Here is a 14112-nt window from a genome sequence, read left to right as displayed (position 1 = left end):
GCGGGCGAGGTCGCGTCCGCGCACCGGAACAGGTGGTCGCTCATGGGCTGTGACGTGGGGCGGCGCTTGTCGGTATCGTGCCTGTGAGCAGACTGTCCCCTCCCCCCAGGAATCTGTGGTGTCTACACCAGCAGGCGCGAACGGTCGCGGACGCGCGGCGCCCACCGGCCCCGTCACGGGCGAGAGCGGGCGCTCATGGCGTCGGTGAGCACGCGGCGCGTGGACGAGGTTCCCGACAAGGAGCTCCTCGCCCGGCACGCCCAGGGGGATCCGCACGCGTTCGCCGAGCTGGTGCACCGCCACCGCGACCGGATGTGGGCCGTCGCGGTCCGCACGCTGGGAGATCCCGAGGAGGCGTCCGACGCGCTCCAGGACGCCTGCCTGTCGGCGTTCCGGGCGGCCGGCCGGTTCCGCGGCGACGCCGCCGTGACCACCTGGCTGCACCGGATCGTGGTGAACGCCTGCCTCGACCGGATCCGCCGCAAGTCCGTGCGGCCCGCCACGCCCATGGGCGATGACGCCACCTTCGACGCCGTCGCGCCGAAGATGCCCGACCCGACCGACGCGCACGGGGTGTCGCTGGACGTGCGGTCGGCGCTGGAGCGGCTGCCGTTCGAGCAGCGCGCGGCGCTGATCCTGGTCGACATGATGGGCTACTCCGTCGACGACGCCGCGCAGGTCCTGGAGGTGCCGGCCGGGACGATCAAGAGCCGGTGCGCCCGCGGCCGGGCCCGGCTCGCCCCGCTTCTGGTGCACCATCGGAACCGACGGGACTCCAAGAACGTCGGAGGTGTGGAAGGAGGTGGCAAGCCCAGATGAACCCCGCACATCTTGACTACGACATCCTCGCCGATCTGGCCGAGGGGCTGCTCGAAGACGATCAGGCCGCCTCCGTCAACGCGCACCTCGACACCTGCGCCGAATGCCGGGACCGTTCCGCCGACCTCGCGGACGTCTCCCGGATTCTGGCGGAGGCGCCCGTCCCGCCGCTGCCCGCCGAGTTGGCCTCGCGCATCGACACCGCCATCGCGGCCGAGTCGCTGCACAACGCCACCGTGGCGAGCCTGGAGCAGCGGCGCGGACGGCGGCACTGGCGGGCCCTGTCGGCCGCCGCCGCGGCGGTGGTCGTGCTCGGTGGCGGAGCGATGGTCGGAAAGATCGCCCTGGACGACTCGCACGCGGGCTCCGGCCAGAGCAGCGCCCGGACGCCCGTCCAGGACGCGAGCAGGGGCCGGGACGCCGAGCCCAGGGGAGCGGCCCCGTCCCGCCAGTCCGCGCTCAGCGCGCCCGGTTTCACCGTGGCCCACAGCGGCACCGACTACCGCGCCGGCACGCTCGGTCCGCAGGTCGACCGGCTGATGGGCAAGGGCGGCGAGCTCAAGCTCCAGGGCGCCGCGCCCGACCGGCGGCTCACCGGGTGCGTCTCCGGCGTCACCGGGGGCAGGCCGCCCGCTCTGGTCGACGCCGCGAGGTTCGAGGGCCGGGAGGCCACCCTGATCGCGGTGCGCGACGACGCGTCCGGCGGCTGGGAGGTCTGGGCCGTGGGCCCCGACTGCACCGAGCAGAACCCGCACATCCTCAAGCAGGAGCACACCGGCTCCTGAGCGTCCCCGCCCGTCCGGGGCGAGATGGGACCTCACCCGCGCCGGCCTCCGGCGGGCCCGCCGGACACAACGAAGGATCATGGACGTGACCCGGTCCGTCCATGATCCTTCGTGTCGGCGGGGGTCAGAGCCCGGCGACGAAGTCCAGCGCGATCGCCCAGGCCCGGCCGGCCGACTCGGCGTCGTGATCGGGCAGCTCGGGATCGGTGAACAGGTGCCCGGCGCCCGCGTAGCGGTAGACCTCGACGTCGGCGCCCGCCTTGCGCATCCGCAGGTACCAGGCGTTCAGCCAGTCGACCGGCTCGTAGGTGTCGGGGTCGGCGACGTGGAGCTGCACCGGGATCTCGGTGGACGCGTCGTCGGCCAGATCGGACGTTCCGTGCATCAGCAGCAGCCCGCGGGCCCGCCCGTCGGCGAGCGCCAGGGTCTGCGCCAGGGCGCCGCCGAGCGAGAACCCCGCGTACACCAGCCCGCCGTCCATCAGCGGGGCGGCGGCGGCCACCGCGCGCCTCAGCAGCTCGTCCCGCCCGATCTCCTCCTTGATCTCGATCCCGGCCTCCGGGGTGTCGACCACGCGGCCGTCGTACAGGTCCGGGACGTGCACCTCGTGGCCGGCCGCGCGGAGCCGTTCGGCGGCCTGGTGCACCGCGGGCCGCAGCCCGTACATCGAGTGGAGAAGCAGAATGGGGGCCATGCGGCCAGCCTAGGGCCAGGTGGGCGGACGGCCGGGGCCGCCCGGGAATCTCCGGGCCCTAGGATCGGTTGACGCGACTGGTAGGGCCGGATCGTGCCGGTGGGCGCGGAGCGGACACCGGCACGGAGGCCGAGGGCGCCGTGGCGCCCGTACCGCGGCGGCCACGACGAACCCGTCTGGCACCGAAGGCGAACGAGGAGAGGCGCAGAACTGTGAGCGACGTCCGCAACGTCATCATCATCGGCTCCGGCCCGGCGGGCTACACGGCCGCCATCTACGCGGCGCGCGGCGACCTGAAGCCCCTGCTGTTCGAGGGTTCGGTGACCGCGGGCGGCGCGCTGATGAACACCACAGACGTGGAGAACTTCCCCGGCTTCCCGAACGGGATCATGGGCCCGGACCTGATGGACGACCTGCGCAAGCAGGCCGAGCGCTTCGGTGCCGAGCTGATCACCGACGACGTCACCGAGGTCGACCTGAAGACCGACCCCAAGGTGGTCAAGGTGGGCGACGAGGTCTACCTGGCCAAGTCGGTGATCGTCGCGACCGGCTCGGGCTACCGCGAGCTCGGCCTCGACGACGAGAAGCGGCTCTCCGGCCGGGGCGTCTCGTGGTGCGCGACCTGTGACGGCTTCTTCTTCCGCGACCAGGACATCGTGGTGGTCGGCGGCGGCGACACCGCGATGGAGGAGGCGACCTTCCTCACCAAGTTCGCCAGCACCGTCACCGTGGTGCACCGCCGCGGCGAGCTCCGCGCCAGCAAGATCATGCAGGACCGGGCGTTCGCGAACGAGAAGATCAAGTTCCGCTGGAACTCCGAGGTGGCGCAGATCCACGGCGAGGACAGGGTCAATGGCGTGCAGCTCCGCGACACCGTGACCGGTGAGGAGAGCCGGCTGGACGTCACCGGGCTGTTCATCGCGATCGGCCACGACCCGCGCAGCGAGCTGTTCGACGGCCAGCTCGAGACCGACCCCGACGGCTACCTGCTGGTCGACGCGCCCACCACCAAGACCGCGCTCCCCGGCGTGTTCGCCTGCGGCGACGTGGTCGACCACATCTACCGTCAGGCCATCACCGCGGCCGGCAGCGGCTGCGCCGCCGCGATCGACGCCGAGCGGTGGCTTCAGGACCAGGACGCGGCGGAGACCGTTCCGGCCCCCGCCGCCGAACTGACCCACCAGGGCTGACCGGCGCCCGGCCGGGGCGCAGGGCCGGGCGACCAGGCTCGGCGGCGGAACCACCGCCGCCGGCGCGAACAGAAGGAGACACCATGAAAGCCGTGACCGACGCCGACTTCGAGACCGAGGTCCTCAAAAGCGACAAGCCCGTGCTCGTCGACTTCTGGGCGGAGTGGTGCGGCCCGTGCCGGATGGTGGCGCCGATCCTGGAGGAGATCTCCGCGAAGCACGGCGACAAGATCGAGATCGTCAAGATGAACATCGACGAGAACCCGAAGGTCCCGGCGAAGTACGGGATCCTGCAGATCCCGATGATGAATGTCTACAAGGACGGCGAGGTCGTCCACCAGATCCTGGGCGCCAAGCCCAAGGCCGCCCTGATGCGCGAGCTCGGCGACTTCATCTGACCGTCCCGCACCCGCCCCTCCCGCGGCGAGCGCGAGAAACGTACGGCCCGTCCCCTGCCAGGGGCGGGCCGTACGGCTTCGACGGTCCCACGCGGGAGCGGCACTGCGGCCCGCCGCCCGTCCTGAGCTCATCTCAGACGGGACGGAGGGCACCCTCGGGGGACATGGACCCGAGGAGGCGTTCCAGAGCCACCTCGACGTCCTCACGCCACGACAGGGCCGACTTGAGCTCCAGCCGGAGCCGCGGATACCGGTGATGCGGCCGGACGGTCTTGAACCCGACCGAGAGCAGGTAGTCGGCGGGCACCATGCACCCGCCCTCCTCGCCCTTCAGGTCGCCGAACGCCTCGATCGCCTTCACCGACCGCCGGGTCAGGTCCTTGGCGACGCCCTGCACCAGCATCCGGCCGAGGCCGCCGCCGGAGAACTCCGACAGGATGTGCCCGGTCATCAGCAGCACGGCGTCGGCGCTGACCGGGCTGGTCGGGAACGCCGCCGACTGCGGCACGTAGAGCGGCGGCGCGAAGAGCACGAACCCGGCCGGCACGTCGTCCACGTAGGCGATCTTGCCGCAGCTTCCCCACTCCAGGAGCGTGGAGGAGATCCACGTCTCCTTCTCCAGCCGGGGCTCGCCCGACTCGACCGCGCGGTCGCGGTGCACCGGGTCCAGTTCCCAGAAGACGCAGCGGCGGCAGCGATGCGGCAGATCATCGAGATTGTCCAGCGTGATGTTGACGAGTCGTCGCGACACCGGGTCGGCACCCCCTGAGGCCTCGTCCGCCAGGCCCGGCAAGGGGCGGCGCGTGAGCGTGGACCGGCGAACGACCGTGCTGATATGGGGATCTCTCGTGCGGAGCGCGCCACTTCGCGGAGATTCCCGGACAACGGTCCGGGACCCTCGGGCATCGTATAGGACGGGGAACGGCCTCCTATGCGGCTCTGCCGACCTCATTCCGACGGGGTCGCGCTTCCCTCTCGGCGTCCGCGTCGAGGTGGCGCGCGCGTGAAGCATGGGGTTCGTCGTTCCCTCCTCCTGGGCATGCCGTAGTTTGCTGGGAGGCCGGATCGCCCATGGAGGTGCCTCGTGAAACAGCACTCGCGTACAGACGCCTATACCGACCGTTACGCCGCCCGCGCGGCCGGCATGGTGCCCTCGGAGATCCGGGCCCTGTTCTCGGTGGTGTCCCGTCCCGAGATCGTCTCCCTCGCGGGCGGCGCCCCGTACGTGTCGGCGCTGCCCCTCGACGTCATCGGCGACATGCTCGGCGAGCTGGTGGCCGGCAAGGGCGCCGAGGTGCTCCAGTACGGGCCCGCGCAGGGTGACGTGCACCTGCGCGAACGCATCTGCGAGGTGATGGCGCTCGAGGGCGTCCAGGCGTCCGCCGACGACGTCGTGGTCACCGTCGGCGCCCAGCAGGCCCTGGACCTCGTCACCAAGATCTTCGTGGACCCGGGCGACGTGGTGCTCGCCGAGGCGCCGTCCTACGTGGGCGCGCTCGGCACGTTCGCCGCCTACCAGGCCGACGTCGTGCACGTGCCGCTGGACGAGGCCGGCCTCGTCCCGGCCGCGCTCCGTGAAACGCTGGAGCGGCTCGGCAAGGAGGGACGCCGGGTCAAGTTCCTCTACACGGTGCCCACCTTCCAGAACCCCGCCGGCGTCACCCTCACCACGGCGCGGCGCGCCCAGATCCTGGAGATCTGCGCCGCGCACGACGTGCTCGTCATCGAGGACAACCCGTACGGGCTGCTCGGTTTCGACCACGAGCCGATGCGGGCGCTGCGCGCCGACGACGCCGACCGGGTGATCTACCTCGGCTCGTTCTCCAAGACCATCGCCTCGGGCCTGCGCGTCGGCTGGGTGCTCGCCCCGCACGCGGTCCGCGCCAAGCTCGTCCTGGCGGCCGAGTCGGCGATCCTGTGCCCCTCGAACTTCTCCCAGCTCGCCGTCCGCGAGTACCTGGCCACGCAGCCGTGGCAGGAGCAGATCAAGGACTTCCGGGAGCTGTACCGCGAACGCCGCGACACCATGCTCGAGGCGCTCGACCAGCTGATGCCCGACGGCTGCACCTGGACCCGTCCCGCGGGCGGCTTCTTCGTCTGGCTGACCCTCCCCGAGGGCCTCGACTCCAAGGCGATGGCGCCCCGCGCGATCGCCGAACGGGTCGCGTACGTCCCCGGCACCGGCTTCTACGCCGACGGCGGCGGACACCGGCAGATGCGGCTGTCCTACTGCTTCCCCGAACCGCACCGCATCCGCGAGGGCGTCCGGCGGCTCGCGGGCGTGATCGAGCAGGAACTCCGCCTGCGCGACACGTTCGGCGGAATCCGGCCCAGCGACACCGACGGCGTCCACACCCCCGGACCCGACGTCGTCTGAACGACTCCGGTCACCAGGAACACGCCGGCTCCCTCATTCTTGGAGCCGGCGTGTTCCTTTCTTGAAGGGCAGCACATCATGGAACTCGGGCACATCGTCGTTCTCGCCGGGGGACTGTCGTACGAGCGGGAGGTCTCCCTGCGCTCCGGCCGGCGGGTCACCGAGGCGCTGCGCGCCCTCGACATCCCGGTGGAGCTCCGCGACGCCGACTCCACCCTCCTGGACTCGCTGACGAACGACCCCCCGGACGCCGTCTTCCCCGTCCTGCACGGCGCCGCGGGAGAGGACGGCTCCATCCGCGACGTGCTCGAACTCATCGGCGTCCCCTACGTCGGCGCCCGCCCCGACGCCTGCCGAGTCGCCTGGGACAAACCCACCGCCAAGTCCGTCGTCCGCCGCGCCGGCCTCAACACCCCCGCCTCCGTCGCGCTGCCCAAGGAGGTCTTCCACGACCTCGGCGCCGCCTCCGTCCTCGACCAGATCGTGAGCAGCCTCGGTCTGCCGCTCTTCGTGAAGCCGACCCGCGGCGGCTCCGCTCTCGGCGCCTCGCCCGTGCGGGACGCCCGCGAGCTCTCCTCCGCCATGGTCGGCTGCTTCGCCTACGGCGACGCCGCCCTCGTGGAGCAGTACGTGGAGGGCACCGAGGTCTCCGTCAGCGTCATCGAACGCGACGGCGAGCCGTACGCCCTCCCCGCCGTCGAGATCGTCGCCGCCGGTGGACTGTACGACTACACCGCCCGCTACGACGCGGGCGACACCGAGTTCATCACCCCCGCGCGCCTCTCCCCCGAGGCCGCCGAACGCGCGACCGACGCCGCGGTCACCGCCCACCGCGCCCTCGGCCTCCGCGATCTCTCCCGCACCGACCTCATCGTGGACGCCGCCGGCGAGGTCCACTTCCTTGAGGTGAACGTCGCCCCCGGCATGACCGAGACCAGCCTCCTCCCGAGAGCCGTCAGCGTCGCCGGTCTCGACCTCGGTCCCCTGTGCCGCGACCTCATCCTCCGCCGTTTCACGTGAAACCTCCGCGCCCGTTCCACTGGACACTCACCGGCTCGCTCACCATCCGCACGGCCCTTCCTGAGCGACCAAGCGAGAACGGGCTACGCCGGCCTTGGCCCATCGCCACCGTCGCCACCGTCGCCACAGGGACAGCGCCCTGTATTCGTCCGTCCCCAAAGACAAAGACACGCCCAAGGCGATGGGCATGGACGCACCTGAATCCCCTGCCCGCCCCCTGCTCTTCCCAAGATCACACTCAGCTCCCACCAACCGTCGACCACTGGCGCTTCTACACGTGCGCCGCCAGCGGCGGGGTGGTCGCCCGTCCCCGGCCACGTCACCCCGTGTTCACCCTCGCGGGCGCGGTTGGGATGCATGGCCCGTAAGAACCTCCGGTCGGCGTCGTCGCTCCCCCTTCTGAGCGGCTGGATCCCCGATACGCCCCGAAGGTTTCTCGTGAAACATGGCGCCCAACGCCCCGCGCCCGTGGCGTCCGAGGAGCGAAGCACACAGGCCCGGCGCCAACACCGCAGCGTCGGGCACGGGTAGGCAGCGTCCTGGGCCAGGCGGGCGAGCGGGCCAGCGTGGGCCATCTGTGGGCACCGCGACCACAGCGGTCGCTGCGATCGTCACCCCGTCCAGCCGAATGGGAAGGCAACGAACCCAGACTTGTCGGGATCGATGCGGCCGGAGGACCCGAAGGCGCGGCCCCAGTGACCGCGTCCCGTGGGCGCGTCCTGCGGGCAGGCCGTGGGCCACGCTTGGGCACGGCGGTACGAGGTCTGCGCCGCGTCCAGGCCGACCGTAGGCCAGCCGGCCAAAAGCGATACGGCAGCGCGGTCCAGCACATGTTTCACGAGAAACCTCGTGCCCGCGCCAACCCACTCATGCTGGGAACAGACGACCGAGCCGACGGCATCGTCCGTCCGCTGTACGCCAGCGTGATGCCTGACGACCCAGTCGGCAGTCCAGCGCGGGATCCCAATCTGCCCTAGCTCGTCTCCCCGTGCCCGCCCCCGGGAGGGGAGCAAGGCGCCGTTGGAACGGGTTCTCGTGAGCCACTTGTTCGCCAGCGGTGCTGACTCGGCAACGAGAGAGCGACCGGCGAAGCCTATGGGGATGCCCCACCCTTGCCGGACGTCAGCCTCTCCGTTGTGCATGTTTCACGAGAAACCTCAGGTCTCAACGCCGCACCCTGCGTAGCCGCCGGTGGGTCAGCCTCACCAGAGCGCCCGGATCGCCTGGGCTGCTTCTGACCGCGGTCAGTGCATGCTCGACAGCCTCGTGCGAGCGTCCTCGCCATGTTTCACGAGAAACCTCCCAACAGCCGACGCGAGCACACGCCAGGACAGCTAGGGCCTGTCTCACAGCGCCTCGGCCGTCGCGCGAGCGTGTTACCTGGCCGGTGGGGCGAAGCCGGAGGCGAGCCCCACCGGCCAGGTCGCGGAGCGATGTCGCGCTCGCCCAAGCCAGGTCGGTGTCCGAGCCGCCAGGCGAGGACGCCGGGCCGGGCGTTTGGAAACACAGCCGCCAGGCGAGACGCCGGGCCGGTCTTTGAAGCACGGCTAGCTGTACTGGTCGGGGACGTTGATCAATCGTGAGAACGGGGGCTTGTTGCCGCAAGCGGTGTGCGGACGGTGCTGGTTGTACTGGTGCAGCCACGGCAGCAGAGCGTCTCGGCGTTGTTGCTCGCTGGTGTAGCAGCGGGCGTAGGCCCAGCCGTCGGCCAAGGTGCGGTGGAAGCGCTCGACCTTGCCGTTGGTCTGTGGACGGTAAGGGCGCGTGAACTTCGGCGTGATCGAGAGGGCTTCGCACGTGTCGCGCCACAAGTAGGACCGGTAGGCGCCTCCATTGTCCGAGAGCACCCTCTCGATGGTGACGCATCGCGCGGCGAACCACTCCACCGCGCGATGCAGCACGCTGACTGCGGTCACGGCCGTCTCATCATCATGGACCTCGGTGTAGGCGACGCGGGAGTAGTCATCGATGACGGTGTGCACGAACGCGTACCCGAGCTTCGGGCCGCCGTAGGCGTTGCGTGACTTGCCCGGTGTCGCGACGCGATGCTTCACGCCTTGGCGGCGACCGACGTAGCGCCAGCCGCCGCCGTCAGGGATGTTCCCGAGCTTCTTCACATCCACGTGCACGAGCGATCCCGGGTGGTCGTGCTCGTACCGGCGGACGGGTTCACCGGTCGCGCGATCGACGTAGGCAAGTCGGTTCAGTCGGGCCGATCGCAGGATTCGGTGCACGGTCGACGGGGCGATGCCGAGTCTCGCGGCGAGCTGGACCGGCCCTTCTCTCAAACGCAGTCGCAGGCTGACGCACCGCTTCGTCACGGTCTTGGATGTCTTGGTCGGAGACCTCCGGGGTCGTGAGGATCGGTCCTGCATGGACTCGCCTCCAAGATAGCGGTCGACCCAGCGCTTTACGGTCGGCCAGGACACCTGGAATCGGGCCGCGACTTCGCTGATTGGCCAGCCGTCGTCAACGACGAGTCGAGCGACGGTGGCGCGGGGTGAGGACGGCGTTCGGATGTGACAAGTTTGAACTCCTGGACAGGCTGAAGGGCCGACCATCGTGTGTGGCCGGCCCTTCGACAACTAGAAGTGCGGGTAGGGGGCGTGCAGATCAGTCCACCGGGGAGACCCGGATGAGGTTGCCGTCGGGGTCCGTGATCACGAACGTGCGGCCGAAGACCGCGTCGTGCGGCTCCTCCACGACATGGACTCCCTTCGAGACCCAGCTTGTGAAGATCTCGTCAATCGCAGTCGCTGCTCCTGGGACCATCAGCCCGACTTCGCTCGTTCGAGGGGTGCTCGGAACCGCATGCTCGCTGTAGCCCGTCCACAGCGCGAACAGGACACCGGGGGCAACCTCGAAAGCTACGTAGTGGGGACTGATGAAGGTCGGTTCGATCTCGAACAGGTCGCTGTAGAAGGCGGTAGCGGTCTCGGCGTCGCGGACGCCGATCAGGAACAGGTTGGGTGCGGGCATAGGGCGCTCCTCAGATCGTTGAATTCTCGGTACTGCTCCAGTTGATCGCCTCATCGCGACAGAACCTGTCACCTTTTCTGCGAAGATTGGTCAGCATGAAGGCTTCGAGGCTGTTGCACCTCTTGCTGCTCCTGCAGACCCGTCAGCGCATCACCACCACCGAGCTTGCCGAGCGTCTGGAAGTGTCTCGGCGGACTGTGCTGCGGGATGTCGAGGCGCTCTCGACAGCAGGTGTGCCTCTCTATGCCGAACGCGGGCGGAACGGCGGGATTGTCCTGCTCCCTGGTGCACGGCTCAACGCATCCCATCTGGAACCACCAGAGCTGGAGGCCCTCTCCATAGCCGGTTTGGACAGCGAGCAACTTGAGCGTATGGGCCTGTCTGCGGTGTGGGAGTCGGCCGCGCGCAAGATCGCCGCCCGGCAGGCTGCAGCACCTGGGTCGCCGAGCCTGCTGCAACTGGCGGACCTGGTGCTGGTGGACAGCACCGCGTGGTTTGCTGACTCAGAGGCAGCGGTCGACGTATCGGATCTGGCCTCGGCCCTGCGGCACCGCCGCCGGCTGCGAATCCAGTACCGGCGCAGCGCCGAGAATCAGGCCTCAACGCTGGTGGTCGACCCGTACGGGATCGTGGCGAAATCAGGCCGCTGGTATCTCATCGCCGATGACCAGGGGGACGGTCGGCTGTTCGCTCTGGAACGACTCTCGTCCTACGAACAACTCGACGCCCCAGCTGCGCTCCGACCAGGCGAAACCCTCCACACCAGATGGGCCTCGTTGAAGGAACGCACCGAGGGGCAAGGTCGCGTGAGCGTGACCGTCCGCCTGCCAGAAAATGGCCTCGACCTGGCGCGGCGCATCCTCGGCAACCGTATCCACGATGTCTCCGACGCGGAAAACGGCTGGTGCACCGTCGTCGTCCGCTACCCCGACATCGAGTCAGTGCGTCAACTCCTCCAGTTCGGCGACCACATCGCGATACTCACCCCAGACACAGCCCGCGAACGCATCAGTCAGCTCGCCAGAGACCTGGTTGAACGACACTCGACCCCAGCCTCGTGACTGCCGATCGGAACGCCCTGCTCTCAATCAACGTCTCCGGTCAGTACAGCTAGCCGTTGGGGAGCTGTCGCCATCCACCTCCTTGACTCCCGTCCCTGGGGAGCTCTGGGCTTCAGGTGAGCAGCACATGCGCACGACTGCTGGGGCACTTGACCGCGAGGGAGCCTGTTCGGCGCTTCGCCGGCTGGCAGGCGATCGGCCATCACCACACAAGGTCTGGGGGATGTATGCCGCCATACCGTTCCCTGACGCCCCCACCCCAAGAAGGCCGGATGCCGAGGTGAATGTCCCCCATGAGACGGAGAGCAGTCACCACGGAGCGGGCCGCGGGAGCTCACACGGTCAAACGAAGAGGACAGCCGACCGGTGCCGTCGGTGATCTTGGTGATGGTTCGTGGCGCCGCTGCGCGCGTCCGCCGCTCGCCGAGGTTCGCCTGTACGCCAACCCTCTACAGCGCCGGATTCAGGGGACGGTGTCGGGTGCCGTCAGTACGGCCGAAGTCCCGCCGGTCGCCGAAGTCCTGCCGGTCGCTGGTCGCTGGGCTTGGGACGGTGCCCCCAGGAAGCGCGGCGAGGCTTCCAAGGTGGGGGAAGGCTCCGCGGGTACGGGGGAGAGGTTTCCTGTGAAACATGGATGGGCGCACGAACGCCCCGGACCGTCCGGGCTCCGGGGCGTTGGTGGTGGTTGGAGAAGGTGATCAGAGCTCGTCGATGTCGGAGACGCCCTCTTCGTCCGGCGCCATCGACTTGATGATGCGGTCCAGATCCTCCAGGGTGGCGAACTCCACCACGATCTTGCCCTTGTTGCGGCCCAGGTCGACGCGGACCTTGGTGTCGTAGCGGTCGGAGAGCCGGTCCGCGAGCTGGCTGAGGGCGGGCGCGACGCTCTTCTTCGCGCGGCCCTGGCGGGGCGCGGCTGGCCCCTCCTCGACCTCGCGCATCGCGATGATCTCTTCGACCGCGTGGACGGAGAGGCCCTCGGCGACGATGCGCTTGGCGAGGTGCTCCTGCGCCTCGACGCTGTCGAGCGACAGCAGGGCGCGGGCGTGGCCGGCGGACAGCACACCGGCGGCCACCCGGGTCTGAACGGCGGACGGCAGCTTCAGCAGGCGCAGGGTGTTGGTGATGTGCGGCCGGGACCGGCCGATGCGCGTGGCGAGCTGCTCGTGGGTGGCGCCGAAGTCCTCCAGGAGCTGCTGGTAGGCCGCCGCCTCCTCCAGCGGGTTGAGCTGCTGGCGGTGCAGGTTCTCCATGAGCGCGTCACGGAGCATGTCGTTGTCGTCGGTGTCCCGCACGATCGCGGGGATCGTGGACAGCTCGGCGAGCTGGGAGGCGCGCCAGCGGCGCTCGCCCATGATGATCTCGTACTCGAACTCGTCCGACACGATCGCGCGGACGACGATCGGCTGGAGCAGGCCCACGATCCGGATCGAATCGGCCAGCTCTTCGAGCGGACCGTCCTCGAAGTAGTCGCGCGGCTGCCGGGGATTGGCCCGGATGGCCTTCACCGGGACCTCGGCGAAGTGGGCTCCGGTGACCGGTTGCAACTCCGGGCCCGCGGCGGCGGACGGGGCGGCCGAACCATCGGAGCCGGCGCCGTTGGGGCCGCTCGGATATCCCGGTTCGCCGAAAATGCCGGGTTCCGGCGCGGGCGGCGCGGGCGGAATGAGCGCGCCGAGTCCCTTGCCCAGGCCGCGTCGCTGCTGGCTCACTTGGCCGCCTCGGTGTTGCGGTGGGCCATCTCGGACGCGGCTTCGCTGTAGGCGAGGGCGCCGCTCGAACCGGGGTCGTACGTCATGACGGACTGTCCATAGCTGGGCGCCTCGGAGACCCGGACGCTGCGCGGAATCACGGTGTTCAGCACCACATCGCCGAAGTGGGAGCGGACGTCCTCGGCCACCTGGGCGGCGAGCCTGGTGCGGGCGTCGTACATCGTGAGCAGGATGGTGGACACGTTCAGCCTGGGGTTGAGGTGGGCCTTGACCAGGTCGACGGTGCGGACGAGCTGTCCGAGCCCCTCCAGCGCGTAGTACTCGCACTGGATCGGGATCAGCAGCTCGTCGCCGCCGACCAGGGCGTTCACGGTGAGCAGGCCGAGCGACGGCGGGCAGTCGATCAGCACGTAGTCGAAGTTGTCGGTCTCGTACGCCTCGAGTGCGCGGCGCAACCGCGACTCCCGCGCCACCTTGGAGACCAGTTCGATCTCGGCGCCGGCCAGGTTGAGGGTCGCCGGAGCGCAGAACAGGTTGGGAATGTCGGTGGCCGCGACGACGGTCTCGGCGAGCGGCATGTCCTCGATCAGCACGTCGTAGATCGACGGGATCTCCGCGTGGTGCTCGACGCCGAGGGCGGTCGAGGCGTTCCCCTGCGGGTCGAGGTCGACCACGAGCACCTGGGCGCCGTGCATCGCGAGCGAGGCGGCGAGGTTCACCGAGCTGGTGGTCTTGCCCACGCCGCCCTTCTGGTTGGCGATCGTGACGATCCGGCAACTGGCGGGCCGGGGCCATTCCTGTTCCCGGCGGCCCGACATCACCTTGAGTGCGGCCCCCGATGTTTCTTGTGAAACCTTGGCGTCCTTGAGCGCCTCGCGCACGAGTTCTGACTCCCCCTGAGATGGTCCCTTACGCGGACCCGGCGGCTGCTGTCTGCCCCCGTTCGTCGGAACGTAGCCGACGTTCTCCGCGGTGCCGGACGTCGTGTTCCCCCACATCGCGTGCCCGGAGGGGGCGGCCCCCGTCCCCGATCCGGTCTCGCCCCGGACGGCCTCGGGTTCGGCCCCGGCGGCCTCG

The 14112-nt window shown here is 69.8% G+C and carries 12 protein-coding genes and 1 pseudogene; 7 read left to right on the top strand and 6 right to left on the bottom strand.

All coding sequences use genetic code 11. The annotated features are described in order from the left end of the window. Positions 1-195: 195 nt before the first annotated feature. A complete protein-coding gene (sigM, locus tag OHA34_RS23885) occupies positions 196-819 on the top strand; it encodes an RNA polymerase sigma factor SigM (protein ID WP_285939461.1) in 624 nt (207 codons plus the stop codon). Further along, the gene (locus OHA34_RS23880; protein WP_285939462.1) at positions 816-1604 is read left to right on the top strand and encodes an anti-sigma factor family protein; all 789 of its coding nucleotides are present in this window, start codon (positions 816-818) and stop codon (positions 1602-1604) included. The genes sigM and OHA34_RS23880 overlap by 4 nt, the downstream gene beginning before the upstream one ends. 124 nt (positions 1605-1728) lie before the next feature. Here OHA34_RS23880 and OHA34_RS23875 read toward each other — a convergent pair whose 3' ends face one another. Continuing rightward, entirely contained in the window at positions 1729-2298 is a 570-nt protein-coding gene (locus OHA34_RS23875; RefSeq protein ID WP_285939463.1) for a dienelactone hydrolase family protein, read from the bottom strand. A gap of 212 nt (positions 2299-2510) precedes the next feature. On the opposite strand from OHA34_RS23875, the gene trxB reads away from it, so the two are divergent. Next, positions 2511-3488, top strand: a complete 978-nt coding sequence (gene trxB / locus OHA34_RS23870) for a thioredoxin-disulfide reductase (RefSeq protein WP_285939464.1) — start codon at positions 2511-2513, stop codon at positions 3486-3488. A gap of 83 nt (positions 3489-3571) precedes the next feature. Continuing rightward, positions 3572-3886, top strand: coding sequence for a thioredoxin (gene trxA, locus OHA34_RS23865; protein WP_285939465.1), 315 nt, complete (start codon positions 3572-3574; stop codon positions 3884-3886). 133 nt (positions 3887-4019) lie between these two features. Here the strand turns inward: trxA and OHA34_RS23860 are convergent, their stop codons facing one another. Then, positions 4020-4637, bottom strand: coding sequence for a GNAT family N-acetyltransferase (locus OHA34_RS23860; protein WP_285939466.1), 618 nt, complete (start codon positions 4635-4637; stop codon positions 4020-4022). Between the two features lie 393 nt (positions 4638-5030). Between OHA34_RS23860 and OHA34_RS23855 the strand changes: the two genes are divergently transcribed. Further along, positions 5031-6263, top strand: a complete 1233-nt coding sequence (locus OHA34_RS23855; protein ID WP_329522440.1) for an aminotransferase-like domain-containing protein — start codon at positions 5031-5033, stop codon at positions 6261-6263. 78 nt (positions 6264-6341) lie between these two features. Continuing rightward, positions 6342-7283: a D-alanine--D-alanine ligase family protein gene (locus OHA34_RS23850; RefSeq protein WP_285939467.1), complete on the top strand. Its 942-nt coding sequence runs from the start codon at positions 6342-6344 to the stop codon at positions 7281-7283. Between the two features lie 1547 nt (positions 7284-8830). Here OHA34_RS23850 and OHA34_RS23845 read toward each other — a convergent pair. Beyond that, positions 8831-9809, bottom strand: a pseudogene (locus OHA34_RS23845) (IS481 family transposase). Positions 9810-9896: 87 nt separating this feature from the next. Beyond that, the gene (locus OHA34_RS23840) at positions 9897-10262 is read right to left on the bottom strand and encodes a VOC family protein (RefSeq protein WP_285939468.1); all 366 of its coding nucleotides are present in this window, start codon (positions 10260-10262) and stop codon (positions 9897-9899) included. A 95-nt stretch (positions 10263-10357) separates the two neighbouring features. Between OHA34_RS23840 and OHA34_RS23835 the strand changes: the two genes are divergently transcribed. Beyond that, on the top strand, positions 10358-11323 hold the full coding sequence (locus OHA34_RS23835) for a helix-turn-helix transcriptional regulator (RefSeq protein WP_329518968.1): 966 nt from the start codon (positions 10358-10360) through the stop codon (positions 11321-11323). Positions 11324-12021: 698 nt separating this feature from the next. Here OHA34_RS23835 and OHA34_RS23830 read toward each other — a convergent pair. Together OHA34_RS23830 and OHA34_RS23825 are read right to left on the bottom strand one after the other, a co-directional pair. Then, positions 12022-13035 carry a ParB/RepB/Spo0J family partition protein gene (locus OHA34_RS23830; RefSeq protein ID WP_329518967.1) on the bottom strand — a complete coding sequence of 338 codons (1014 nt, stop codon included), beginning with the start codon at positions 13033-13035 and terminating at the stop codon, positions 12022-12024. Then, positions 13032-13853 carry a ParA family protein gene (locus tag OHA34_RS23825; RefSeq protein ID WP_285940086.1) on the bottom strand — a complete coding sequence of 274 codons (822 nt, stop codon included), beginning with the start codon at positions 13851-13853 and terminating at the stop codon, positions 13032-13034. The genes OHA34_RS23830 and OHA34_RS23825 overlap by 4 nt, the downstream gene beginning before the upstream one ends. Between the last annotated feature and the right edge of the window lie 259 nt (positions 13854-14112).

The organism is Spirillospora sp. NBC_01491 (genome assembly GCF_036227065.1).
GTDB classification, from domain to species: domain Bacteria; phylum Actinomycetota; class Actinomycetes; order Streptosporangiales; family Streptosporangiaceae; genus Spirillospora; species Spirillospora xylanilytica.
This window is presented reverse-complemented; position numbering and strand designations above follow the sequence as displayed.